The following is a 22,524-nucleotide window of genomic DNA, read 5'->3' on the forward strand; positions in this document are numbered from 1 at the left end:
GTGATAAAACAGCGGGTTTGCAAGTGAACAAAACCTGCCTATTTTGTGGATAACTTGGGGGTGAAATGTTACGCCCGGTTCCCAGTGCGCGCTGTGACTGGGGCGACAAGTTTGTCAATAAGCCGGATAAGATTTTACGGAAAATCTTAAAATCCGGATCGTTTGCCGCTTTATTAAACGTTAGAAAAAAACGGCATATTGATCTGCTTTAATATTCTTAAAAACGGATTATGTCGTCTTTTTTGATCGAAACCGGAGAAATGGCAATCTACCCTGATACTTAAGCGGCCCCGGAGGCTGTAACCTGCCCCAAAACCGCCCCGGCAGGTTTAGCCTTGGTGCTGGGTATGAACCATATAGTTCACATCAACGTTGCGGCCCAATCTGAAATGGTCGGTGATCGGATTGTAATGCAGGCCGATGATATGTTTTTCACGCAGCTCGGTGCCGTCTACCCAGCCGATCAGCTCAGAAGGGCGGATGAACTTGTTATGATCGTGCGTTCCTTGCGGCACCATTTTGAGCACATATTCTGCGCCGATAACCGCCATCAGCCAGGCTTTGGTATTGCGGTTAATCGTGGAGAAGAAAACGTGGCCGCCAGGCTTGACCAGATGGGCGCAGGCACGGATGACCGAGGCCGGATCGGGAACGTGCTCAAGCATCTCCATGCAGGTGACGATGTCGTACTGTTGTGGATGAGCCTGGGCATGACTTTCGACGGTTTCCTGAACGTAGGTCACATTCATGCCGCTTTCCAGCGCATGCAAGCGCGCCACCTGCAGCGGCTCTGCTCCCATATCCAAGCCGGTAACTATTGCGCCTTCACGCGCCATGCTTTCTGCCAGAATGCCGCCGCCGCAGCCAACGTCGAGCACTTGTTGGTCAAAAATGCCACCGGCGCGTTGCATGATATAATTCAGGCGCAGCGGATTAATCCGATGCAACGGTTTGAACTCGCCTTCCAGATCCCACCAGCGCGAAGCGACAGCCTCGAATTTGGCTATTTCCTGGTGATCGACGTTTTGCATGTGGCGGGATGATTCAGCATTCATGGGCGTTATAGGCTCCTTGTTCTCTATTACGCGGATTATACATGTTCCGGACCACTTGGCGCAGCGCTGTTGTGCTAGGCTGTGTCCCTTAATTGAACAGGGTGCCGTCGCACACCCAAAAGCCCGTTATCAAGGCGGTGGGGGCAGGGCATGGCGGGCCTGGGTGCAGGCCCGACAACGCGGAGTACGGTTTTTTGGGGCGCGGCTCTCCGGGCTGGGCCATAGGAGCATGCAACGACGTTACTCGCCGCCTATCTGGGCCGCTAAACCTCACGACGCGTGCCTTGTCGCGTAACCCGATGACCGCCAGCGGCACCCAGGTGCAATTAAGGGACACAGCCTAATGCTTTTTACCGCTGCTGTAGGGATATTTCAGCGAAACAGCGGCGGTAATTTCCCCGTAAACTGTGCTTTGTGATATAGTTTTACACCTTTGGCACTATGCCAGGGCAGATGAATCATTCAGTAGAGGGATAGCAGCTCCATGAGCGACCTTGCCAGAGAAATCACACCGGTTAATATCGAAGAAGAGCTGAAAAGCTCGTATCTGGATTATGCGATGTCCGTTATTGTCGGGCGTGCGCTGCCAGATGTTCGTGATGGACTGAAGCCGGTGCACCGCCGCGTTCTGTACGCGATGAATGTACTGGGTAACGACTGGAATAAACCATACAAGAAATCGGCCCGTGTCGTTGGGGACGTTATCGGTAAATACCACCCGCATGGTGACAGCGCGGTGTATGACACCATCGTTCGTATGGCCCAACCGTTTTCACTGCGCTACATGTTGGTGGACGGCCAGGGTAACTTTGGTTCTGTGGACGGCGACTCCGCTGCGGCGATGCGTTATACCGAAGTGCGCATGTCGAAAATCGCCCACGAACTGCTGGCAGATCTGGAAAAAGAGACTGTCGACTTTGTACCGAACTATGACGGTACCGAACAGATCCCGGCCGTTATGCCGACCAAGATCCCGAACCTGCTGGTTAACGGCTCGTCCGGTATCGCTGTGGGTATGGCCACCAACATTCCGCCACATAACCTGACTGAGGTTATCAATGGCTGTCTGGCCTATATCGAAGATGAAAACATCAGCATCGAAGGCCTGATGGAACACATCCCGGGGCCAGACTTCCCAACGGCGGCGATCATCAATGGCCGTCGGGGTATTGAAGAGGCCTACCGCACTGGCCGTGGCAAGGTGTACATCCGCGCCCGCGCTGAAGTAGAAGCCGACGCCAAGTCTGGCCGCGAAACCATTATCGTGCATGAAATTCCTTATCAGGTGAACAAAGCTCGCCTGATCGAGAAAATTGCCGAACTGGTGAAAGATAAACGTGTGGAAGGCATCAGCGCGCTGCGTGACGAGTCTGATAAAGACGGTATGCGCATCGTGATTGAAGTCAAACGCGACGCGGTGGGCGAAGTGGTGCTGAACAACCTGTATTCGCTGACGCAGCTGCAGGTGACGTTTGGTATCAACATGGTGGCGCTGCATCAGGGCCAGCCAAAACTGCTGAACCTGAAAGACATTCTGCGGGCATTTGTCCGTCACCGCCGTGAAGTGGTTACCCGCCGTACGATCTTTGAACTGCGTAAAGCCCGCGATCGCGCTCATATCCTGGAAGCTCTGGCTATCGCGCTGGCCAACATCGATCCGATTATTGAAATGATCCGCCGTGCACCGACCCCGGCCGAAGCCAAGATTGCGTTGATTGCGCAACCGTGGGAACTGGGTAACGTGGGGGCGATGCTGGAACGTGCAGGTGATAACGCCGCGCGCCCAGAGTGGCTGGAACCCGAATTCGGCATCCGTGACGGTAAGTATTACCTGACCGAGCAACAGGCTCAGGCGATCCTGGATCTGCGCTTGCAGAAACTGACCGGCCTGGAGCACGAGAAGTTGCTGGACGAGTATAAAGAGCTGCTGGGCGTGATTGCCGAGCTGATCTTTATTCTGGAAAGCCCGGATCGCCTGATGGAAGTGATCCGTGAAGAACTGGTGGCGATGCGCGACCAGTTTGGCGATGCTCGCCGTACCGAGATCACCGCGAATACCTCTGACATCAACATTGAAGACCTGATCAACCAGGAAGATGTTGTGGTGACGCTGTCGCATCAGGGCTATGTGAAGTATCAGCCTCTGACCGACTATGAAGCGCAGCGCCGTGGCGGTAAAGGCAAGTCGGCGGCCCGCATTAAAGAAGAAGACTTTATCGATCGTCTGCTGGTGGCTAACACCCACGACACGATCCTGTGCTTCTCCAGCCGTGGCCGTCTGTACTGGATGAAGGTTTATCAACTGCCGGAAGCGAGCCGTGGTGCCCGTGGCCGTCCAATTGTCAACCTGCTGCCACTGGAAGCCAACGAACGTATTACCGCCATTCTGCCAGTACGCGAGTACGAAGAAGGGCGCCATGTGTTTATGGCAACCGCCAGCGGTACCGTGAAGAAAACCGCATTGACCGAATTCAGCCGCCCGCGCAGTGCTGGCATCATCGCTGTCAACCTCAATGAGGGTGACGAACTGATTGGTGTTGACCTGACCGATGGCAGTAACGAAGTCATGCTGTTCTCCGCCAACGGTAAAGTGGTGCGCTTCCCTGAAGGGCAGGTCCGTTCTATGGGCCGTACCGCTACCGGTGTGCGTGGTATCAATCTGGGTGAGGGCGACAGCGTAGTTTCCCTGATTATTCCACGTGGTGAGGGTGATATCCTGACCGTAACGCAGAACGGCTACGGCAAGCGTACTGCGGTGACGGAATATCCAACCAAGTCGCGCGCGACCCAAGGGGTTATCTCCATCAAGGTCAGCGAGCGTAATGGCCAGGTTGTCGGAGCCGTTCAGGTTGAAACCACTGACCAGATCATGATGATTACCGATGCAGGTACGCTGGTGCGTACCCGTGTGGCGGAAGTCAGCGTTGTTGGCCGTAATACCCAGGGCGTGACGCTGATCCGTACTGCGGAAGACGAAAACGTCGTTGGCCTGCAGCGCGTTGCCGAACCGGTTGAAGATGAAGAGCTCGACAGCCTCGAACCGGGTGCAGAAGAAGCGGAAGAAGATACTACGCCATTAGATGATGGTGATGATACTGGCGCCGCAGACGATGTGGATGACGAAAACGCCTAAGGGTTATTACCCGTAGGTGCAGGGCTTGGCAGTGCGCGAGCCCATAAATCAAAAGGGCTTGGCAGCGATGCTAGGCCCTTTTTCAGTTATATGGTTTAATTGCCACAATCATTTAGCGGTGCTTCCCGGGAACGTCATTTGGCTATGAATACGCTCGTTATTACTCACCTTTTCATGGTAACAAATTGAAATATTTAGCGTCCTTCCGCACCACTTTAAAAATTTCCCGCTATCTGTTCCGGGTATTGGCGATCATGCTGTGGTCGCTGGGGGCGCTGCTCACCACCTTTTATATCCTGGATATCCTGCATGAAAAAGAGTCTGATATTCGCCAAGAATATAACCTCAATTTTGATCAGGCCCAGGGTTACATCCGCCATTCGGCAGACATCATCCGTGACATCAAATATATGGCGGAGAATCGCCTGAACGGTGCGGTTGGCAGCCTGGAGTTGTTCACCGGCATGATGAACGGTAAGGACAGCCAGCCGGAGTTGCAGCCGCTGTACCCAGAATCTAACTGTACGCTTAATTCGTCCTACAGTGACTCACTCACCTCGTTGAACAGCCTGATCCAATACTGGAAAGAAAACTTTGTTGCAGCGTATGACCTGAACCGGATTTTCTTTATTGGTGGCGATAATTTGTGCATGGCCGAGTTTGGCAGCAGTAGCGGCATCACCGATCGGCAAAACGTACTGAAATCGCTACATGAGCGCATTCTCAAATACCGCAACGCCAATAGCCCGGAGAAAGACAATAACCTCTACTGGATCAACCCCAGCACACAGCGGCCTGACGTTGGCTATCTGTATGTGATGACGCCAATCTATATCGGTAACAAGCTGGAAGCGTTATTGGGGATTGAGCAGACCGTGCGGCTGGAGGATTTTGTCACTGCAGGTAACTTGCCGCTAGGGGTCACCTTGCTGGATGAAAATAGCGAACCGGTGTTGCGGCTGGCCAACGGCGATCGCTATGCTTCGTCACTCAATACCTACCCGCAGGAACACAATTATTTTGGTTATGTCGACAGCTATCACGATTTAATCATGAAAAAAGCCCTGCCGCCTTCTTCACTCAGCATTGTTTATTCATTGCCGGTGAAAACCGTGGTGGAGCGCTTTAAAGTGTTGATCCTCAATGCGGTCCTGCTTAACCTGCTTTCTGCCGTGGTGTTGTTCAGCCTGGCATGGCTGTTTGAACGCAAAATGTTCCTGCCTGCGGAGGAGAATGCATTCCGCCTGGAGGAGCACGAGCAGTTTAACCGCAAGATTGTGGCTTCGGCACCGGTAGGCATCTGTATTTTGCGTATCAGCGATGGCACCAATATCCTGAGTAATGAACTGGCCCATAACTATATCAATCTGCTGACCAATGAAGATCGCGATCGCATTACGCGTATTATTTGCGAGCAGCAGGTCAATTTTGTCGATGTGATGACCAGCAACAACAACAATCTGCAAATCAGCTTTGTGCATTCCCGCTATCGCAATGAAGACGTTGCTATTTGCGTGCTGGTTGATGTCAGCGCCCGTGTGAAAATGGAAGAGTCGCTGCAGGAAATGGCCGCGGCGGCAGAGCAGGCAAGTCAGTCCAAATCGATGTTCCTGGCCACCGTCAGCCATGAGTTGCGCACGCCGCTTTACGGCATTATCGGTAACCTGGATCTGCTGCAAACCAAATCGCTGCCACAAGGCGTGGATCGTTTGGTCAACGCGATGAATAATTCGTCGGGGCTGTTGCTGAAAATTATCAGCGATATTTTGGACTTCTCCAAGATAGAGTCGGAGCAGTTGAAGATTGAGCCACGCGAGTTTTCCTGCCTGGAGCTGATTACCCATATTGCCGGTAACTATCTGCCGCTGGTGGTGAAGAAACGCGTTGGGCTGTACTGCTTTATTGAGCCGGGGGTGCCGGAACGGATTAACGGTGACCCGGTGCGCCTGCAGCAGGTGCTCTCCAATCTATTGAATAATGCCATTAAATTTACCGATACCGGCTGCATCATTTTGCAGGTCTGCACGCGTGATAGCTATCTGGAATTTAGCGTGCGTGATACGGGTGTTGGCATCCCTGAGAAAGAGATCACCCGCCTGTTTGATCCGTTTTTCCAGGTTGGCAGTGGTGTGCAGCGCCATTTCCAGGGAACCGGTTTAGGGTTGGCAATTTGTGAAAAGCTGATCAACCTGATGGACGGTGATATCGCGGTGGAATCTGAGCCTGGGCTTGGCAGCTTGTTCACCATCCGTATTCCTTTGTTTGGGGTGCAGTTCCCAACCCCGCAGATCAGCGATGTCTGGCAGGGGAAAACCCTGTGGTTGCAGATCCGTAACCAACGGCTGGAAAATTATCTGATGGCGATCCTTGGGGATTATGGCGCTACGCTACAACGCCATGAAGGGCAGGAGATTGCATCGGGTGATGTCCTGCTCAGTGACTACGCTATGCAGGTAACTACCCCGTTGTTGGCCCAGATTGAGCTTTCTATAGCGCACATTGGGCCGTCATTAGAAATACATCCCGGTTATTGGCTGCATAGCACGTCGACACCCAGGGATATCATCGTCTTGTTGAACCGGCTGTTTGGCTTTGAAACCGATAGCGCCAAAAATCTGGTGCAACTGCCATTGCCCACCAAAACCAACAGTGTTGATAACGGTGATATTCACCTGCTGGTGGTGGACGATCACCCGATTAACCGCCGGTTATTGTCCGATCAACTGACGTCGTTGGGCTATCATGTGATTACAGCCAATGACGGTATTGATGCATTAGGAGTGTTGAACCGCAATACGGTGGATATCGTGTTAACGGATGTCAATATGCCGAATATGGACGGCTACCGTCTGACACAGCGTCTGCGCCAATCGCACTTTACCGCGCCAGTAATCGGCGTCACGGCCAATGCCCTGGCTGAAGAGAAACAGCGCTGTATTGAGGCCGGGATGGATAATTGCCTGTCGAAACCGGTTACGTTGGAAACGCTGGATCAGGCGTTGGCCTATTACAGCCAACAGGTGCGGCGCAACCGGGTTGCACGCGAGGAAGGCTAGAAAAAGCAAAGGGCGCACAAGCGCCCTTTACCGTTCGATTTACCCGCTGGTTTAGTCTTTATCCAACTGCGTCATGCTGACGGAAGAGAGATAGTTGAGCAGGGCGATATCGTTATCAACACCCAACTTCATCATGGCTGATTTTTTCTGGCTGCTGATGGTTTTGATGCTGCGGTTCAGCTTCTTGGCGATTTCGGTTACCAGGAAGCCTTCTGCGAACAGGCGCAGCACTTCACTTTCTTTTGGCGAAAGGCGTTTGTCACCGTAACCACTGGCGCTGATTTTTTCCAGCAGCTTGGAAACGCTTTCGGGCGTGAATTTCTTGCCTTTTTGCAATGCAGCCAGCGCTTTTGGCAGATCGGTTGGCGCGCCTTGCTTGAGTACAATACCTTCGATGTCCAGATCCAACACGGCACTCAGAATTGCCGGATTATTGTTCATGGTCAGAACAATGATCGACAACTGCGGATAGTGGCGTTTGATATATTTAATTAGCGTAATGCCGTCGCCATATTTGTCACCCGGCATAGAAAGATCGGTGATCAGGACGTTGGCGTCCAACTTGGACAGATTGTTGATCAGTGCTGTCGAGTCTTCGAACTCCCCAACAACATTCACCCACTCAATTTGCTCAAGTGACTTCCGGATGCCAAACAGTACGATAGGATGGTCATCGGCAATAATTACGTTCAGGTTATTCATGTTGTTGGCTACCTTGCTGCAGCAGTCTACTGACGAAAAAATCAATCTGACTGATGTTATTCTCGATCTTGAGCGTATCACCGTCCGCGATGTGCTGTTCTAACGATTCACACAGTTGCTTTCCGGGAAGCAGATTTAACATAGCAAACACGCCTTTCAGGCGGTGTGCCGTTTGAGACAACGCCGCAAAATCGCCGCTGCCCGCTTCAGTATACAGTTTTTTGATATCATCGGGTACTGTCTCTATAAACAAACCATAGTAATCGCTTGATCTCAATTGTTTTTCATAGAGTTGGATGTCATCTTCCGCCGGCGCAAGGCTGTCATCCTGCTGTTCTAGCGCAGCCATTTGTTGTTCGATCAGCATGAGAATGGCGTCAATCATCGCACCATGCAGATTAAAGTTAACCCGGATGTAACGTTTATCCAACTGTTGCCAGCCGATTTCATCACTGGCCAGCAACAGCGTATAATCATCGGCCTGTTGTGGGTTATCGGTAAGCAGAACATCATAATCGCGGTTGGTCTGCCGGTCTTCGGCAACCAGACAACTGGCTCCGTAGGCGTCAAGCTGCGCGGTGACGATACTGCGGACTTCATCAGAGGCGATATCCAACAGCGCGGTTACACCGTCCAGTAATTTTTCTGCTGCTTCCTCTTCCGGCTTTTCCAACTCCAGGGTGACGCGAATGGTATAGCGCGTACCGATATCGATTTTGCTGCGGATATCTAACTGACCATTGAGCTTTTTACACAGTTGATTGCACAGGAAGAACGTCAGCCCGGAACCGTGGTTAAAGCGATCGACCAGCGTTTGACTGAGGAACGGATACGTCAGGTTACTGATCTCCTCGTTGGAGATCCCGGAGCCGGTATCATTGATATGAAAAACCAGATGTTCCGGGCGATCGGCTTCATGCTCAACGACCAAAGAGATCTTACCGTAGTCGGTTGTGATGATGGCATAGCGGAGCAGTAAAGAGATGACCTTGCGTAAGGCCTCTGCATCGCCAATGTAGCGTTGGCCAACATCAAGATGGAAATGATGGAGCAGTGCCAACCCTTTCTGATTCATCGCTGGCAGCATTTCCAGCAGCAGTTCATCCAACAGCGCAGAAGGGCTGAAAGGCTGCCGTGAAGGCTGCCAATCCTGGGTTTCCAGCCGGGTCAGCAGGGTAATATTGTCAATCAGCGTCAATACCGATGCCGAAGCAAGGCTTATCTGTTGCTTGAGTGATGCCTGCTGTTCCTCGTCCTGGGCATCACACAGGCTTTCGACCAGGTTGTGCATCTGGCGCACCGGTTGGGTGAGTTCGATCCCCAGGTTATGCAGCATTAGCTTGCGTGCCTGAACATTTTTTTCGTATTCACGGCGGGCCTGTTGCAGCCGTTTGTTTACCACCACTTCCTTGTCCTGATCGTTGAGCAGGAACAGGTAGGTTTCCGGTGTGCGAGGGCTGCGGAAGATACGAACCTCATAGACTTCGTTGTTTACCGTGGCCTGGATCACGCCATGATGCTGCTCGGCCATATGGGCAATTTTTTGCAGGCTAAGGTGCGGCATCAGGTGTTGGGCAATTTTGTTGCTGATAATGACGCTGTTGCTGGCAAAATCATAAACCAGCAGCCCCGAGGGCAGACTGGCGACAATTTCCTGGTTTAACGAGCGTTCGCTTTCCAGCTCAGCAGCCATGTTCTCACTGGGGCGAATATATTGCTGGCGAATAAAGTAGATGCCCATCATCGACAGGCCCAGCAATATCAGGTTTACCACCAGTAACCAGACGTTGTTGCGTAGCAGGTCAACCGCCAGGTTAAAGGCAGAAACGCGGTAAACCAGTTTCATCGGCGCATTTGGCAAAGAAACGCTGAACTCAACCCAACTGCCTTTTAATGCGGCTTCGGCGTTGATCAGAGGATCGCTGGGTGCCCCATTATCATCAAGCTCATCATCGTCAGGCAGCAGCAGGAAGTTGGCTCGGGCCATATTCAGAGGGATGATATCGTTAATCGGCAGATCGAAGGCGATCACCGTGGCCAGATGCCCGGGCTGGTTAAAAGTGGTGCGAATGGAAAATGAATAGGCGTTCTGGAAGCGTTGTTTACGTAAGCCAGAGAAGCTTTCCCGTTCGTCCAGCAGGTTGGCCTGTTGCAGCATTTCAGCCCGCCGATCCGATGCTGATGCGGTAAGATAGTTCTCCTTTAAACGCGATGTCAGCTCTTTAAGCGGCTGCGTGGTTACCAGACTCAGGCTGTTATCCTGCCCGTTAAGATAATACATTGCATAGTTTTCGGTTTTTGCTCCCCAGCGGATATCCAGGTAGTTCGAGATATTCGCCATGGTGGTGAGCGTGCTGCTATCGTGATTGCCGAAAATGACCGCATCGGTTTTATTGCGCGGTTTCTCAATGTAATAGACATCCGGGCGCAGACGCGTTTCCTGTATCTCGGTCTCCAGAGGGGGGCCGCCGTGTTACCGAATTTGTCATAGATCTGATCGGTGAGGTAACGATAGCTATCAATACGTTTTTGCAGGGCGTTGGCAATGGTAACGACAGCGTGTTTTTTCTCCGTCAGATAGGCGTTGGTATAGTTGTAGCCATAAATACCCACGCCCACGGCCAGCAGTATGATGAACAGCCAGAAACTGCGGGTGATATAGCTGGAGCTGATAGTCAGTTGTCTATTCTGTAGCATTGCAACGCATCCCTGAATTTATCGGGTGATCGCTTTAGCGCTGGCGGTCACGATCAGCAACATGGCGGCGACACAGCTCAGGGCAAACGTCAGGCTTGAAACCTGGGCGATAAACCCGATCAGCGCAGGGCCTGCGAGAATACCGGCATAGCCGACAGTGGTGACTGAAGCGATAGCCAGATTGGCAGGCATGGCCTGTTGATTACCGGCGGCGCTAAACAGAATGGGGACGACGTTGGATGCGCCAATGCCGACCAGCATAAAACCAATCAGTGACGCCATCACGCTATTGATGGCAATGGCCAGTGCCAGACCGATAGCCGCACACAAGCTACCCAGGAACAGCACCTGGTATCTTCCCATGGCATTAACGACGCGATCGCCATTCAGCCTGCCCAACGTCATGGTGATAGAAAACAGCGCGTACCCAAGCCCCGCCTGGCTATGATCCATTCCACGTAAGCTGGTCAGGAACAGAGCGCTCCAGTCAAGCATAGAACCTTCCGCCAGGAACATAATAAAGCACAGGAGACCAATGAACATCACCCAGCCTCGCGGCAGGACAAACATCGGGCCTTCCTTATTACCCCCACTTTCACGCAGCAGATTTTTACTGGCGATAAAAAGCAGCAGCAGAATCATTGCAACGGCGATCAGCGTGGCTTGCAATGGCCCAAGCCCCAGCCATAACAGCGCACTGACACCCCCAGCACCGGCGATCCCACCAATGCTGAAGAAACCGTGAAAACCGGACATCATTGCCCGTCCGCTGGCGCGTTCGACCACGACAGCCTGAATGTTCATCGCGACGTCCACCATACCGATCGCTGCACCGAATAACAGTAAAGCCAGTGCCATCCCAAGGGTTGAATCCATCAACACCAGCAGAGGCAGGTCGATGCATAAGGCTATTCCCGCCAGCAGGATCACTCGTCTGCAACCAAACTTTCCGGTTAGCAGGCCGGTCAGCGGCATTGCCAGGATCGAGCCCACGCCGATGCACAGCAGCAGCAATCCCAATGAACCGTCATCAATACTGATGCGTGTTTTGGCAAAAGGCACCAGCGGTGCCCAAGTGGCCATACCGAGGCCAGCGATGAAAAAGGCCAGACGGGTAACAACCTGTTCGGGTACACCAGGCTTACGTTGTTCGTTGCATAAAGTGGATGTCATGTAGGTATCGGGATCGGTTCTGGATAGTGACTCAAAAGAATCCCTGTTTTTATCACAATCTGCGATCGGGGTCGAAAGGATTCGCGCGACCAGCGCCATCGATATGAAGGAATAATTGAGAAATTTCACGCAGAGCATAGTGAAAATGTGTTGCTGAAAAACAAAAATATTGGCAATGGCTATTTAAAGCCGCGTAACCCTTATTTTTGCATAATCGTATGTCATTTAAACGATCTGCAAGGATTGGCATCCTGATTTGATTAATCAGCCGGCTGATTTGCGATTGTTTTTAGCTAATAGTGCTTTTTTACAAATAGGCTAATAATATCTTTTGGTTATTATTTTTAACATAAAATGCTTTTTCCGTGTGATTGTCGGCCTGAAAAGAAAATAAAAAAACCGGCCATAGGCCGGTCGTAAGTACATAAAATATCTTACAGATAATGAAGGTAATAATGAAAATAATGATGATAGCGGGTGGATTATAGCCTGGTGATTTAGCGCGGTTTTTGGCACAACGTGCTTATTGATAAATACTTTTGTACGCTTCTGTCTTCTTTTATGAAGATTTGTATATCTATATGTATTTTAAGTAAAAACATATTATTTGGCATTATGTGCCTTATTTGTTTTGGTGGTGCTTTTTGATAAAAGTTCGCTTGAATTCACATTTGGAAACGTTTAAATATTAGAATGAAACACTATTGGATACTTGGTATCATTTTCTTTCTGGATTAATATGACCCTTGTTACCAGAATGGTAATGCACAGTCGCGCTAATAATGCTCAGAAGGGCAGTGGCCATAGCTCGACATAATTAAAGAGGATAATAACGATGAAACTTCGAGTACTCTCCCTGATCGTTCCCGCTCTGTTGATCGCTGGCACAGCGGGTGCAGCGGAAATCTACAACAAAGACGGTAATAAACTGGATTTGTTCGGTAAAATCGATGGTCTTCACTATTTCTCCGACAATGACGGCACCGATGGTGACCAGTCTTATATGCGTTTTGGCCTGCGTGGCGAAACCCAGATTAACGATCAACTGACTGGCTATGGCGAGTGGGAATATCAAGTTCAGCTGAACCAGACAGAAGCTGAAAATGATGCCTTCACCCGTGTTGGTTTCGCTGGTCTGAAATTCGGCGATTATGGTTCACTGGATTACGGCCGTAATTACGGTGTGATGTATGACATCGGCGCCTGGACTGACGTGCTGCCTGAGTTCGGCGGTGATACCTATGGCGCAGACAACTTCCTGTTCCAACGCACCAACGGTGTAGTGACTTACCGTAACAATAACTTCTTTGGTCTGGTTGATGGCCTGAACTTTGCTCTGCAGTATCAGGGTAAAAACGGCAGCGCGACAGAGTCTAACAATGGCCGTGATGTGCTGGGCCAGAACGGTGACGGCTACGGCATGTCCGTATCTTACGATCTGGGCTACGGCATCAGCGCTGCGGGTGCATACTTCAGCTCTGACCGCACCAGCGAGCAGAACGGTGCCAACGGTAATGCCTCCATCCTGGGTAGCGGTGATAAAGCCGAAGCTTATAGCGGTGGCCTGAAATACGATGCCAACAATGTCTACCTGGCAACCATGTTTACCCAGTCTTATAATGCGACCCGTATCGGTAGCAGCAACAGCACTGCTTATGGCTATGCTAACAAAGCGCAAAACTTCGAAGTGGTTGCACAGTATCAGTTCGACTTCGGTCTGCGTCCTTCTGTGGCTTACCTGCAGTCTAAAGGAAAGGATATCGAGCGCGGCTACGGCGACCAGGATCTGCTGAAGTATGTTGATGTTGGCGCTACTTACTACTTCAACAAAAACATGTCCACCTATGTTGATTACAAAATCAACCTGTTGGATGAAAACAACTTCACTAAATTTGCCGGTATCAATACCGACGACGTGGTTGCTGTAGGCCTGGTTTACCAGTTCTAATCAACCTGTGTGAATTTGTCAGCGCGGCCTTCGGGTCGCGTTTTTTTGCCCGCAGACAACTGCACAAATTGATCTTCGCACGGCACTGATTGCTATTCAGTTTTTCCCTCCCTGTTTATCCTATTAATAAATCCACAAACCCGAGGATGATATGCAACTTAATATTGAGCGTGTGATTGAAACGGTACTGTATGTAAGCGATATCGAGCGCGCTGCGGCCTTCTATCAGCAAGTGTTAAAACTGCCGGCAATGGTGGCTAATGAACGTTTCCGAGCTTATAACATTGGCAACCAAAGCGTATTGCTATTGTTTCTGGAGGGGGATTCGGTGAACGGAGCCCACTATCCTGAAGGCTTTATCCCACCGCACGATGGCAGTGGCCCGCAGCATATCGGTTTGGCAGTGAGTAAAGAACAGTTACCCCTTTGGGAGCAACATCTGACTGAACAGGGTATTGAGATAGAAGGGCGTATGCGTTGGGAACAGGGTGGCGAAAGTCTCTATTTTCGCGATCCCGATGGCCATTTGCTGGAATTGGTCACTCCGGGGATCTGGGCTAACTATTAGCTATGTTACGGTTACTTGACGGGCGATTTAGCACGGGAAGACAAAGCGTAATTTGTAGAAAATCCTTTTAACTTCTACACTTAGATAACAGTAAACGTATGCTAAGAGGATAAGCTATGACGAAGAAACTGGTTTTGGCCGTGTGCGCAGCGGCGACATTTTCTATTCTTGCTGGTTGTACCGCTTACGACAGGGCCGCGAGTTATGTTCAAGAACCTGTGGTAAGCGATGTAAAAGTCGGGATGACTAAACAGCAAGTACGTGCGATTGCCGGCCCACCATCAACCTCTGCCACTTTGATCCACGCCCAAGGCACCTGCGATACTTATGCCGTTGCCCCGCGTGACGGGAAAGTGCAGACCTACTTTGTCAGCTACAGCGATACCGGTCATGTGATGAACAAGGGCTATCAGAGCTGTTCTGAGTACGATACCCAGCCTAAATAACGGCCATCTGTTGCCTAAAAGAACCTCGCCTGTTCGAGGTTCTTTAATTTTTAACCACTATTGGCCTGAAATTTAAGCAGGCAAGCGTTTCGTCTCATTTTTTCGCATGTAAACGCTAGACATTTCATAACGGTAGCGCTAATATCTGCGCCCATTGGAAGGATGGCCGAGTGGTTTAAGGCAACGGTCTTGAAAACCGTCGACGGGCGACTGTCCCAGAGTTCGAATCTCTGTCCTTCCGCCAAATATTAACCCCAAGCTTTTAATAAGCTTGGGGTTTTTTGTTTTTTCTATTTTTCAGTATGCCATCCAGTATGCCATTGGATGTTGGTTTCAGTTGTCCTCCTTTACCCTGTGTTGAATCGATATTTGAAGAACCCACAATGCGGTGTTAGGTATCTCGAATATCGGCGAGTAAAAAGAGTAGGGGGATGGGATGTCTATGCGAAGTCAGGCAGCTTACTTGCTCTCCGCTATCACAGTCGTGACGGTAGCATTTCTGGAAAATTTTTTGCCACAATGTCATTCATCTTCTCAACCAGCCCCGGTTTCCTAAACGTCAGATGTGCCGAGCCCTTCATAAAGTATTTGATTGAAAAATACTCATCCTCATACACCTTCGCCATCTGCGGATTGGCACGGATATGCTCATAAAGCCGAGCGGTGAGATCGCTACGATTATCAGGCAGCGGTTTGCCATCGAGTAAATGCAGCATCCTCTCCAGATCGGCCAGTTGGTCACGCCGATAACTGTGGTTCAGTGTAAATCCCCATTGGTTATAACTCACCAGATTGGACACGATCACCTTTTTGCCAAAGCGGCACGGGCTGTTGGTTTTGTAATGCCAGGAGAGCGACTTGAAGACATTGATCACCCCCCGTTCAAACACCTCGCCCTTATCGCGGTGCAACTGCTCGAATGTGCTGTAGATACTTTCTTCGCTGATAGCGGGCAGGTCTTTGTTCTCCAGGTTTCTGTACCACTGGTCACGCGCCTGAGCGTCCATGATGGCGAACATTCCTGATTTCTTCATCAGATCCCGCCATATATCGCGATCAAGATTGCGGGTGATCACGGACATGGCCGTTTCTGCTTTCTCCATCAGCCAGCTACCGCAGCGAAAGTCTTGTTTCATTGCCCAGTCTCTTGCCACTCCACCGCCAATACTGCTGGTGATGGCCGAGATATCCTCGAGCTGGTGAATCAGGGCTTCAATCTGCGCCAGCGCGGCATTACGACCAGTAACGATACGTTCAATGCTGGTGGAACAAATCACTTCGGTGTGACCGGTTAAAACTTCTGGTTCAATGACGGTATTAAATGTGGTTGGCATCGATGAGTTCCTTAGAAAAAAATGCCCGCGTTATCGCAGGCAGGGTTAAAGGCTGGGGTATGTGAGCGCTTACGGCTTATTCCGGGTTGGGCGGTGTTGTCTGATAAACAGCGATATAGAGATGACCAAAGCTGCCCAAGGTGTCTGCATCACAGGTAAAACCAGCATGCTGTACGGTGACGGAATGCTGGCGGCGTTGATCAAGCTCACCGGAGCGCAAGCAGGCTTCCAACTGTTCAATGAGTATGGGGAAAGCGGCATCCAGCCTTTTAAGGGCATCAGGAGAGAACGTACCGACAAAACCGGCACGGTCGGCCAGAAAATGCAGGTGATTACCCTGCTGGACCAACCGGGCTCCCAGGTGTGGCGTGATAGCAGATTGCAAGCCCCAGACAGGCGACGGAGTGCTGTCGTTGCTGGTGGCATTGGATTGGGTTTCCTTCATCGTCAAAATTCCTTGAACTTGAAAAAGTAAAACGCCAGCGGTGAGGCTGGCGTGTTGTTGGATCACTGAGTTAAGTGAAAGGCTGTCAGGCGAGGCGGCGAATGACGGAACTGCGCAAGCCCAGCGCACTGCGGGCGCGTAACATATCGCCGCTGCTTAAGGTGGGATCTTGTGCCATCAAGCTGAAACCGGGGCGATCAATGCGTAATAGGTCGAACTTCTCCACCAGTTCATTGACGGTTTCCCGTACCGTGACGCCATGCTCAATCTGTTGTGCTATGGCCTGATCGTCGTGAAAGGGCGTATCGTTAAGCTCCAGGCCGTAACAGTGAGCCAGCAACCAGGCAAGCAGTTGCTGGTATTCAGTTCGTGCTTGGTTGGCGCAGGGTGTGATGCTGGGTATTTTATCGAGAGTCTTCATACGGGCAGTTCCTTAACAAAGTGGGGAAACCGGTAGCTGGCAGTGGTGGGTCAACCAGTGAGCGACCTTTCGCCAGTGCTTCACGGGGATATCAGATTCAATCGTCCAGGTAGTGGGGCACTGCGTATTGGCCAACAACAGTGCAGCCATCACCAGCCACTGGTAGGGATAGCCTCGCGTATCGCAGCGGATCAGTGCATAGGGTGTTTGGCGCTGGTAGAGAATGAATGGATCGCCTGCTAGATGGGTAATCCGCTCACCGTTAAAACCGAGCATGCCCAATCCCATCAGGTTGTTGTCGAACTGGTATCGGCTGTTGCCGGTGTGTTCACAGATAACGGGTGCTGCAGTTAATCCCAGCTTGTCTGGGTGTTGACACAGTTCCTGGTAAGCGGTGGTGATCGCCTGGCATAAGGCTTTCCAGTCCTGCGATGTCACGTTGCCATGTTGCAGAAAATGAAAGACGCCAGACACGGGTGATGCGCTCCTATTCATGAGCCAATGTCCTTGTAAAGTAGAGAGATAATGCGAAAGCGAAACTTGAGGGTATTACCAGTCGAAGGTGGTAAAGTCGGGTAAGACCTCACCCAGGGCATCTATATGTAAGTAGCTTAGATGATGGCGTTTCATCAGCGTGGTGACCAATCGGCGGCAGGTTTTGGACAGCCCCAGCTGTTTGAGTTGCAATACCGGGTGGGTCCAGGCATCCAAGCGCAGCAGGTAGCCGGTGCCGGAAAAAGCAATCCATTCACCGTCGCTGAATTCATCCTGACAATGCGAGATCTGGTAGAGCAGCAAATTGTCGCTCTCACTGATATGGGCCGAACTGCATTGCAGACCAAAACGTAAAAGCGGTGTTGTTGCTATCATCGGTCCCCCTCCTTTATTGCACCCGGTTGCGGGTAACGGCGTTGATGATGTGCCAATACCTTCTCACGCCATTCCGGGCTGATGACCGGGGCCATCGTCAGGTAGATCTTTGGGCAGGAGTAATAACAAGGCTGTACCGACTCATCCATCGCCTTATAGCCCCAACTTCCGCCGGAACCTTGCATCAGGGTACAGTGGATCGCGGTTCTGGAGGCTTTGGACGGATCTTTCGGTGTGCTTTGGACAACCGACCACAGGACATTGCCCCGTAGCGCATGCGCCAGCGTCACGTGTTGATAGTGTTCAGTGTCATCGGTTTGGATCAGTGCCGCGATCAGCTCACGGCGAGAGCGGTGTGAAAATAACCAGCCATAGAGAAGGTTCCTTATAAAGAGGGAGACGCACGACATCAGCGCAATGCTGAAAAATAGAATGGAAGAAATTGGCTATCAGCTAGGTAACCAGCCGCGTTCGGTGAATGACACGATATCCAGACCACCGACAATCAGATGGTCCAAGACCTTCACATCAATCAGTGCCAGCGCGTTGACCAACCTTTCAGTGATCTGCCGGTCAGCCTGGCTGGGTTCAGCCTCCCCAGAGGGGTGATTGTGCGCCAGAATGACAGCCGCCGCGTTGTGACGAAGCACCGCCTTCACGACTTCACGGGGATGAACTTCCGTGCTTCTGATACTGCCGGTGAACAAGGTTTCGCTCGCCAGCAACCGGTGCTGATTGTCGAGATACAACACGATAAACACTTCACGTTCTTGTCCTGCGAGTTGTAAACGTAACCAGTCGCGTGCGGTGCTGGTGGAGGTGAACAATGCTCCTGGCTCACGCAGGTGTTTTTCCAGCAATGACAGGGCGCGTTTCACCGTGCGCTGTGCCGTTAACGGCAGGGCGGTTGACGCCAATAATGTTGAGGAGTTCATGTCGGTGCTCTCAGTCAATCAGGGCGAAAATGGCACGGCTGTCGGGGTGGTGCAGCGCGTATTCCCGCAGGCGATAGAAATGGTCGGTCATCGCCTCACTTTCGATGCGGCAGGCGTAGTGGCTGTAGGCCATCAGGCAGGCGGTGATGCCTGCGGCTTCGGCGCTCATGTCGGCACCATTACCATTCATACCGTTAAACAGTGACCATCGCTCATCGCCTTCTGTAGCCATAAAGGCCCCGCCATTACTGAGTGTATAAAAATTCCAGGAACCCCCGTGATAGTCTGCACACAGACGATCCAGCCAACCAAAGATGTGAGCCTCTAGAATGAGCCATTGCGGTATGCTGCCGAAGTGCTGTGGCCAGAAACGTGAGCGCTGTTGGGCTGGTACTGCCGTGGCGGTCATTGTGTTGGTCTGAGGGATTGCTGTAGGCGGTGTAGAATGTGTATTCATGAAAAATATCCTTCTGTATGAGATAAATAACAAAACAGGCCCCACCGGAAAAACCGGTGGAGCCTGCACGTAGTGGTCGGTAATAAAATAACGTATTGATTTAATAGAGGCTTATTGAGGATCAGGTGGTCATTGACAGCCTCTCCCTTGCCTTCTTGAAAACCGTTATCGCAGTGATAACGGACAAGGTGTTTCCCTGATGTTGGTGTAACAAAAATGCTGCTGAAGTGTTATGGAAATACCAACAGACAACCCCACCCATCCTATCGGGCGATAAACGGCAAAGATAATTGATTGTGCAGATCAATAATCGTAAACCGATCGTCTAAACCGATCGTTTATCGTCAGGCAAAGACGGTGAGCGTTGCTGTGCTTAGCCGTTTTGAAGCATGGTAGGGATTATCAGGTGCAGTTCGGTGCAGGATTGAGCATAGCCATCAGTATCAAAGCAGGCAGGCCAATGCCCCTTTACCTCGACGAATCGGCACAGGCTGCTTTCACCCGGTCGATAGCAAAGATGGCTGCACCAGGCGCATAAATCGTCATCGGATATCGAGCGACTGCCGGGTTCGTTGTCCAATGGCACAGGATGTTCGTCTGTCTGCTGTGCGTCAGCGGGAACATGTTGCATCAAGCCACCGCCTGCTTAAGTTGCTCTGCCATTACCCACAAGGCTCTATTGAGCTTGATATCGCTGTCAATGCCTTTGACGGCACGGGTTTGAGCCCGTTTGCCTTTGGCACTGCGACCCGATAATCCCCCTTTACTCAAATTTTCCTGAACCCGTTGAAAAGTTGTCCACAAATCGTCTTTCTTGTCTTCCCATCGTCGAGGCATCAGGATTTGGCTTTCGGTCACCGGGTGGTGTTCTTCGCCGTAACGGTAGGTCAGTGCTGCGTGCGCCAGTGCATGTTGATGTTCCGGCGTCAACGTTAATGCCAGCATGCTTTCGCGGCTTTCTTCTATCCGGTCAAATATCCCCAAGACCTCGTAGGCCCCTTCAATCACCTTTTCCACCGCATCACCCTGGTGTGGCACGCGAATTTCGCCAAAACTCTGTCCGCAAACCAACCCGTTCGAACAAACTTCACGATACCAGCCCGGCAGCATTTGATAGCTCGAAGAGCCATCGTGGCTATTTAACAGAATGATTTCCTGTACTTCTTTCTGGGTGATTTGCCCTGAACGACGCAGTCGCAGCATGTGCTTGGTATGTTCACGTTTATCCACATCCCGCACACGGGTCTGGCAAGCGAAGAACGGTTCAAAACCTTCTTCGCGCAACCGCTCCAGCAACGTAATGGTCGGAATGTAGGCGTAACGGGCACTGCGGGATTGATGCTTGTCGTCACCCAGGACGCTGGGCACGTACTGGGCTAACTCATCAACGGTTAATGGGCGGTCGCGGCGAACGGAATTCACCCGACCAAAACGGGAGGCTAAACGTGTCATGAGTCTTTCCTTTTTCAAATATCACTAAATAACAAAACAGGTTCCACCGGATAACCGGGGGGCCTGTTGAACACTGCTAATTTATTTTTACACTAATGTCGTTAATACTATGGATAACAGACCGAAAGGGGGAAACCATAAAAGGAAGGGGGTTTATGAAGTGTATTAATACGTCAGTATTAATATCTCCTCTTGTGTTAAAGAATGATAGGAATAACAGGCAAGAAGAGCGTCAGTCTTCTTGCCTGATTAAATTCAGTTAATCACGCTGGTATAGATATTTATTGACGAAAAATAAAGCGCTGAGATTCATCAACAATCAATGCCGTTATTTTTCCACATGGCATTTATAATCATGACTGCCATAAGCGGGAAACGCCTGTTTGAGCCCTTCGGTTGGGAAAGTATAGCTTTTATTCCCCACGGTCATTTCCAGGCTGCGTGCATTGCGGAAGGCGTTATAGAAGGCTGAAAATTTCTGTGGCGTGTTGTAGACCTCCTGACTGAATGGCGCAGAGTAGGATCGACCATCAATCGTCACGGACATAACGGTGACACCGGGAATGGCATAGTTGTAAGCAAGCTGTTTGTTACTCTTGGCATTGACGATTTCGGCTGCCGTTGTGGCAAAGCCATCACAGGACAACACGAATTTGACCGAACCACTTTTATCTGTGGTGGCATAGACGTCGTTACCGTTGCTGTAACCGCTTTGCCACGGAGCGGCCATCGTCAGTGTAGAGGTAAAAATCAGGCTTGCTACGATAGATTGGGATAATGTCAGTTTCATTAAGGATTCCTTATTGATTATTTAGTGTAAATATAAACGGGTCTATGAATGTGTCCGTCGGCGGCATAATTGCTTTTCAGGTGAATGTACGTTTAATAAGGGCATCTGCCAGGCCACCGATAAACAGTGTGGTGATGAAGAGGGCACCCACTCGCCCGGCACGAATATTCTCTGATGAAAAGGCATTCGCTTTCATTATGTCCGCAGCGGCTTTTTGTGCCTGGTAGGCAGTAAGCAGGGTGCCGATAATTCCCGTTGCCGTAGCAAGGTTGCGAAATAGAGACATGATGCTCCCTTCATTGACAAGGTAATAGACGATGCTGTGATATTTATTGACCCGATTCGGATGCGGTCAATGCCTTGATATATTGAAAATGCGGTAACGCGGTGATGAACTTCTCTTCGCTGATGATGCTGTTGATGGCCTCCTTTTTGACAAATGTGCTGATGGTCAGCGTGATATCGCTCAGGTGGTGCATGTCAAACACCTGAATGATGTTGTTGATGGCAGCACACAGATACCAATCTCCGGCAAAATAAATCAGTTTGTAGGGCTCTGCGGCTGCGTGTTTCAGGCCTTCGTAAACAAAGCGGATAATGCGGTCTTCCACAATGGCCTGGGTAATGACATAAAATCCGCCGAATAACGACGGCAGCCGTTTAGGCGGCGCGTTATAGACGATGTAGGGTGAGTCCAGCTCCTTGTTGAGTAAAATGGATAACAGCTTTCTGTCCAGTGCGGGAAAGAACTGCTTCACGTCAGTGATGCTGGCAAACTGGATGATGTCCCTGTCGGTACGAAAGGGGCGTTGCGAGTCAGCCAGCCGGTAACAGCCCTCACGGTAATCCATATCCAGACCGACCAGACGCGTGTTGAAATCCCGGTCCAGTGTACGTAACGAGACATTGAACTCCCGTGCCAACGCAGCCACGGAGAGAGATTCGCCATTGAAGAGCCGACTGATGATGGAGGCCAGCCGGTAAGCGAGCCTGTCATGGCGACGTTCCTGTGCGGACATAATCGATTCCCTGAGTGAAAGGT

The 22,524-nt window shown here is 50.9% G+C and carries 21 protein-coding genes, 1 tRNA gene and 1 pseudogene; 6 read left to right on the top strand and 17 right to left on the bottom strand.

Annotated elements, in window-relative coordinates; genetic code table 11:
- Positions 1 to 329 precede the first annotated feature (329 nt).
- Positions 330 to 1,055 carry a bifunctional 2-polyprenyl-6-hydroxyphenol methylase/3-demethylubiquinol 3-O-methyltransferase UbiG gene (ubiG, locus tag ACQ86O_RS14020; protein ID WP_431221628.1) on the bottom strand — a complete coding sequence of 242 codons (726 nt, stop codon included), beginning with the start codon at positions 1,053 to 1,055 and terminating at the stop codon, positions 330 to 332.
- A gap of 484 nt (positions 1,056 to 1,539) precedes the next feature.
- Here ubiG and gyrA point away from each other — a divergent pair, with 484 nt between their 5' ends.
- On the top strand, positions 1,540 to 4,188 hold the full coding sequence (gene gyrA / locus ACQ86O_RS14025) for a DNA topoisomerase (ATP-hydrolyzing) subunit A (protein ID WP_431221629.1): 2,649 nt from the start codon (positions 1,540 to 1,542) through the stop codon (positions 4,186 to 4,188).
- Between the two features lie 185 nt (positions 4,189 to 4,373).
- Positions 4,374 to 7,244 (top strand): two-component system sensor histidine kinase RcsC, encoded by a 2,871-nt coding sequence (rcsC, locus tag ACQ86O_RS14030; RefSeq protein WP_431221630.1) that lies wholly within the window; start codon positions 4,374 to 4,376, stop codon positions 7,242 to 7,244.
- Between the two features lie 51 nt (positions 7,245 to 7,295).
- Here rcsC and rcsB read toward each other — a convergent pair whose 3' ends face one another.
- The 3 genes and pseudogenes from rcsB to ACQ86O_RS14045 form a co-directional block, all read right to left on the bottom strand.
- Positions 7,296 to 7,946 carry a response regulator transcription factor RcsB gene (gene rcsB, locus ACQ86O_RS14035; RefSeq protein WP_021178490.1) on the bottom strand — a complete coding sequence of 217 codons (651 nt, stop codon included), beginning with the start codon at positions 7,944 to 7,946 and terminating at the stop codon, positions 7,296 to 7,298.
- Positions 7,939 to 10,643: pseudogene (gene rcsD / locus ACQ86O_RS14040) on the bottom strand (phosphotransferase RcsD). The gene rcsB and the pseudogene rcsD overlap by 8 nt, the downstream one beginning before the upstream one ends.
- Before the next feature lie 18 nt (positions 10,644 to 10,661).
- Entirely contained in the window at positions 10,662 to 11,816 is a 1,155-nt protein-coding gene (locus ACQ86O_RS14045; RefSeq protein WP_431221631.1) for an MFS transporter, read from the bottom strand.
- 835 nt (positions 11,817 to 12,651) lie between these two features.
- Here ACQ86O_RS14045 and ACQ86O_RS14050 point away from each other — a divergent pair.
- The 4 genes from ACQ86O_RS14050 (at position 12,652) to ACQ86O_RS14065 (ending at position 15,022) form a co-directional block, all read left to right on the top strand.
- Entirely contained in the window at positions 12,652 to 13,764 is a 1,113-nt protein-coding gene (locus ACQ86O_RS14050; RefSeq protein ID WP_431221632.1) for a porin OmpC, read from the top strand.
- Between the two features lie 151 nt (positions 13,765 to 13,915).
- Positions 13,916 to 14,332, top strand: a complete 417-nt coding sequence (locus ACQ86O_RS14055) for a VOC family protein (RefSeq protein WP_431221633.1) — start codon at positions 13,916 to 13,918, stop codon at positions 14,330 to 14,332.
- A gap of 116 nt (positions 14,333 to 14,448) precedes the next feature.
- Positions 14,449 to 14,778 (top strand): osmotically-inducible lipoprotein OsmE, encoded by a 330-nt coding sequence (osmE, locus tag ACQ86O_RS14060; protein WP_431221634.1) that lies wholly within the window; start codon positions 14,449 to 14,451, stop codon positions 14,776 to 14,778.
- 156 nt (positions 14,779 to 14,934) lie between these two features.
- Positions 14,935 to 15,022, top strand: a tRNA-Ser gene (locus ACQ86O_RS14065).
- Positions 15,023 to 15,254: 232 nt separating this feature from the next.
- On the opposite strand, the gene ACQ86O_RS14070 is transcribed toward ACQ86O_RS14065, so the two are convergent.
- The 13 genes from ACQ86O_RS14070 to ACQ86O_RS14130 all read right to left on the bottom strand — a co-directional run bounded on the left by ACQ86O_RS14070 (position 15,255) and on the right by ACQ86O_RS14130 (position 22,501).
- The gene (locus ACQ86O_RS14070; protein WP_431221635.1) at positions 15,255 to 16,112 is read right to left on the bottom strand and encodes a DUF4942 domain-containing protein; all 858 of its coding nucleotides are present in this window, start codon (positions 16,110 to 16,112) and stop codon (positions 15,255 to 15,257) included.
- A gap of 76 nt (positions 16,113 to 16,188) precedes the next feature.
- Positions 16,189 to 16,557: a type IV toxin-antitoxin system YeeU family antitoxin gene (locus ACQ86O_RS14075; RefSeq protein WP_431221636.1), complete on the bottom strand. Its 369-nt coding sequence runs from the start codon at positions 16,555 to 16,557 to the stop codon at positions 16,189 to 16,191.
- Between the two features lie 85 nt (positions 16,558 to 16,642).
- Positions 16,643 to 16,978: a TA system toxin CbtA family protein gene (locus tag ACQ86O_RS14080; protein WP_431221637.1), complete on the bottom strand. Its 336-nt coding sequence runs from the start codon at positions 16,976 to 16,978 to the stop codon at positions 16,643 to 16,645.
- A gap of 12 nt (positions 16,979 to 16,990) precedes the next feature.
- Positions 16,991 to 17,452: a hypothetical protein gene (locus tag ACQ86O_RS14085; protein WP_431221638.1), complete on the bottom strand. Its 462-nt coding sequence runs from the start codon at positions 17,450 to 17,452 to the stop codon at positions 16,991 to 16,993.
- A 75-nt stretch (positions 17,453 to 17,527) separates the two neighbouring features.
- Positions 17,528 to 17,848 (bottom strand): DUF5983 family protein, encoded by a 321-nt coding sequence (locus ACQ86O_RS14090; protein WP_431221639.1) that lies wholly within the window; start codon positions 17,846 to 17,848, stop codon positions 17,528 to 17,530.
- Positions 17,845 to 18,258, bottom strand: a complete 414-nt coding sequence (locus ACQ86O_RS14095; RefSeq protein ID WP_431221640.1) for a hypothetical protein — start codon at positions 18,256 to 18,258, stop codon at positions 17,845 to 17,847. Before ACQ86O_RS14095 ends, ACQ86O_RS14090 begins: the two co-directional genes overlap by 4 nt.
- Positions 18,259 to 18,297: 39 nt before the next feature.
- The gene (radC, locus tag ACQ86O_RS14100) at positions 18,298 to 18,783 is read right to left on the bottom strand and encodes a RadC family protein (protein ID WP_431221641.1); all 486 of its coding nucleotides are present in this window, start codon (positions 18,781 to 18,783) and stop codon (positions 18,298 to 18,300) included.
- 10 nt (positions 18,784 to 18,793) lie between these two features.
- Positions 18,794 to 19,240, bottom strand: coding sequence for an antirestriction protein (locus tag ACQ86O_RS14105; protein WP_431221642.1), 447 nt, complete (start codon positions 19,238 to 19,240; stop codon positions 18,794 to 18,796).
- Positions 19,241 to 19,613: 373 nt separating this feature from the next.
- The gene (locus tag ACQ86O_RS14110; RefSeq protein WP_431221643.1) at positions 19,614 to 19,871 is read right to left on the bottom strand and encodes a hypothetical protein; all 258 of its coding nucleotides are present in this window, start codon (positions 19,869 to 19,871) and stop codon (positions 19,614 to 19,616) included.
- Positions 19,871 to 20,692 (bottom strand): DUF932 domain-containing protein, encoded by an 822-nt coding sequence (locus ACQ86O_RS14115; protein WP_431221644.1) that lies wholly within the window; start codon positions 20,690 to 20,692, stop codon positions 19,871 to 19,873. Before ACQ86O_RS14115 ends, ACQ86O_RS14110 begins: the two co-directional genes overlap by 1 nt.
- Positions 20,693 to 21,020: 328 nt before the next feature.
- Positions 21,021 to 21,482: a hypothetical protein gene (locus ACQ86O_RS14120; protein WP_431221645.1), complete on the bottom strand. Its 462-nt coding sequence runs from the start codon at positions 21,480 to 21,482 to the stop codon at positions 21,021 to 21,023.
- A gap of 76 nt (positions 21,483 to 21,558) precedes the next feature.
- Positions 21,559 to 21,768: a hypothetical protein gene (locus ACQ86O_RS14125; RefSeq protein WP_431221646.1), complete on the bottom strand. Its 210-nt coding sequence runs from the start codon at positions 21,766 to 21,768 to the stop codon at positions 21,559 to 21,561.
- A gap of 43 nt (positions 21,769 to 21,811) precedes the next feature.
- A complete protein-coding gene (locus ACQ86O_RS14130) occupies positions 21,812 to 22,501 on the bottom strand; it encodes a helix-turn-helix transcriptional regulator (protein WP_431221647.1) in 690 nt (229 codons plus the stop codon).
- Positions 22,502 to 22,524 lie beyond the last annotated feature (23 nt).

It is taken from the genome of Serratia sp. L9 (assembly GCF_050632285.1).
In the GTDB taxonomy this organism is placed as follows: Bacteria; Pseudomonadota; Gammaproteobacteria; order Enterobacterales; family Enterobacteriaceae; genus Chania.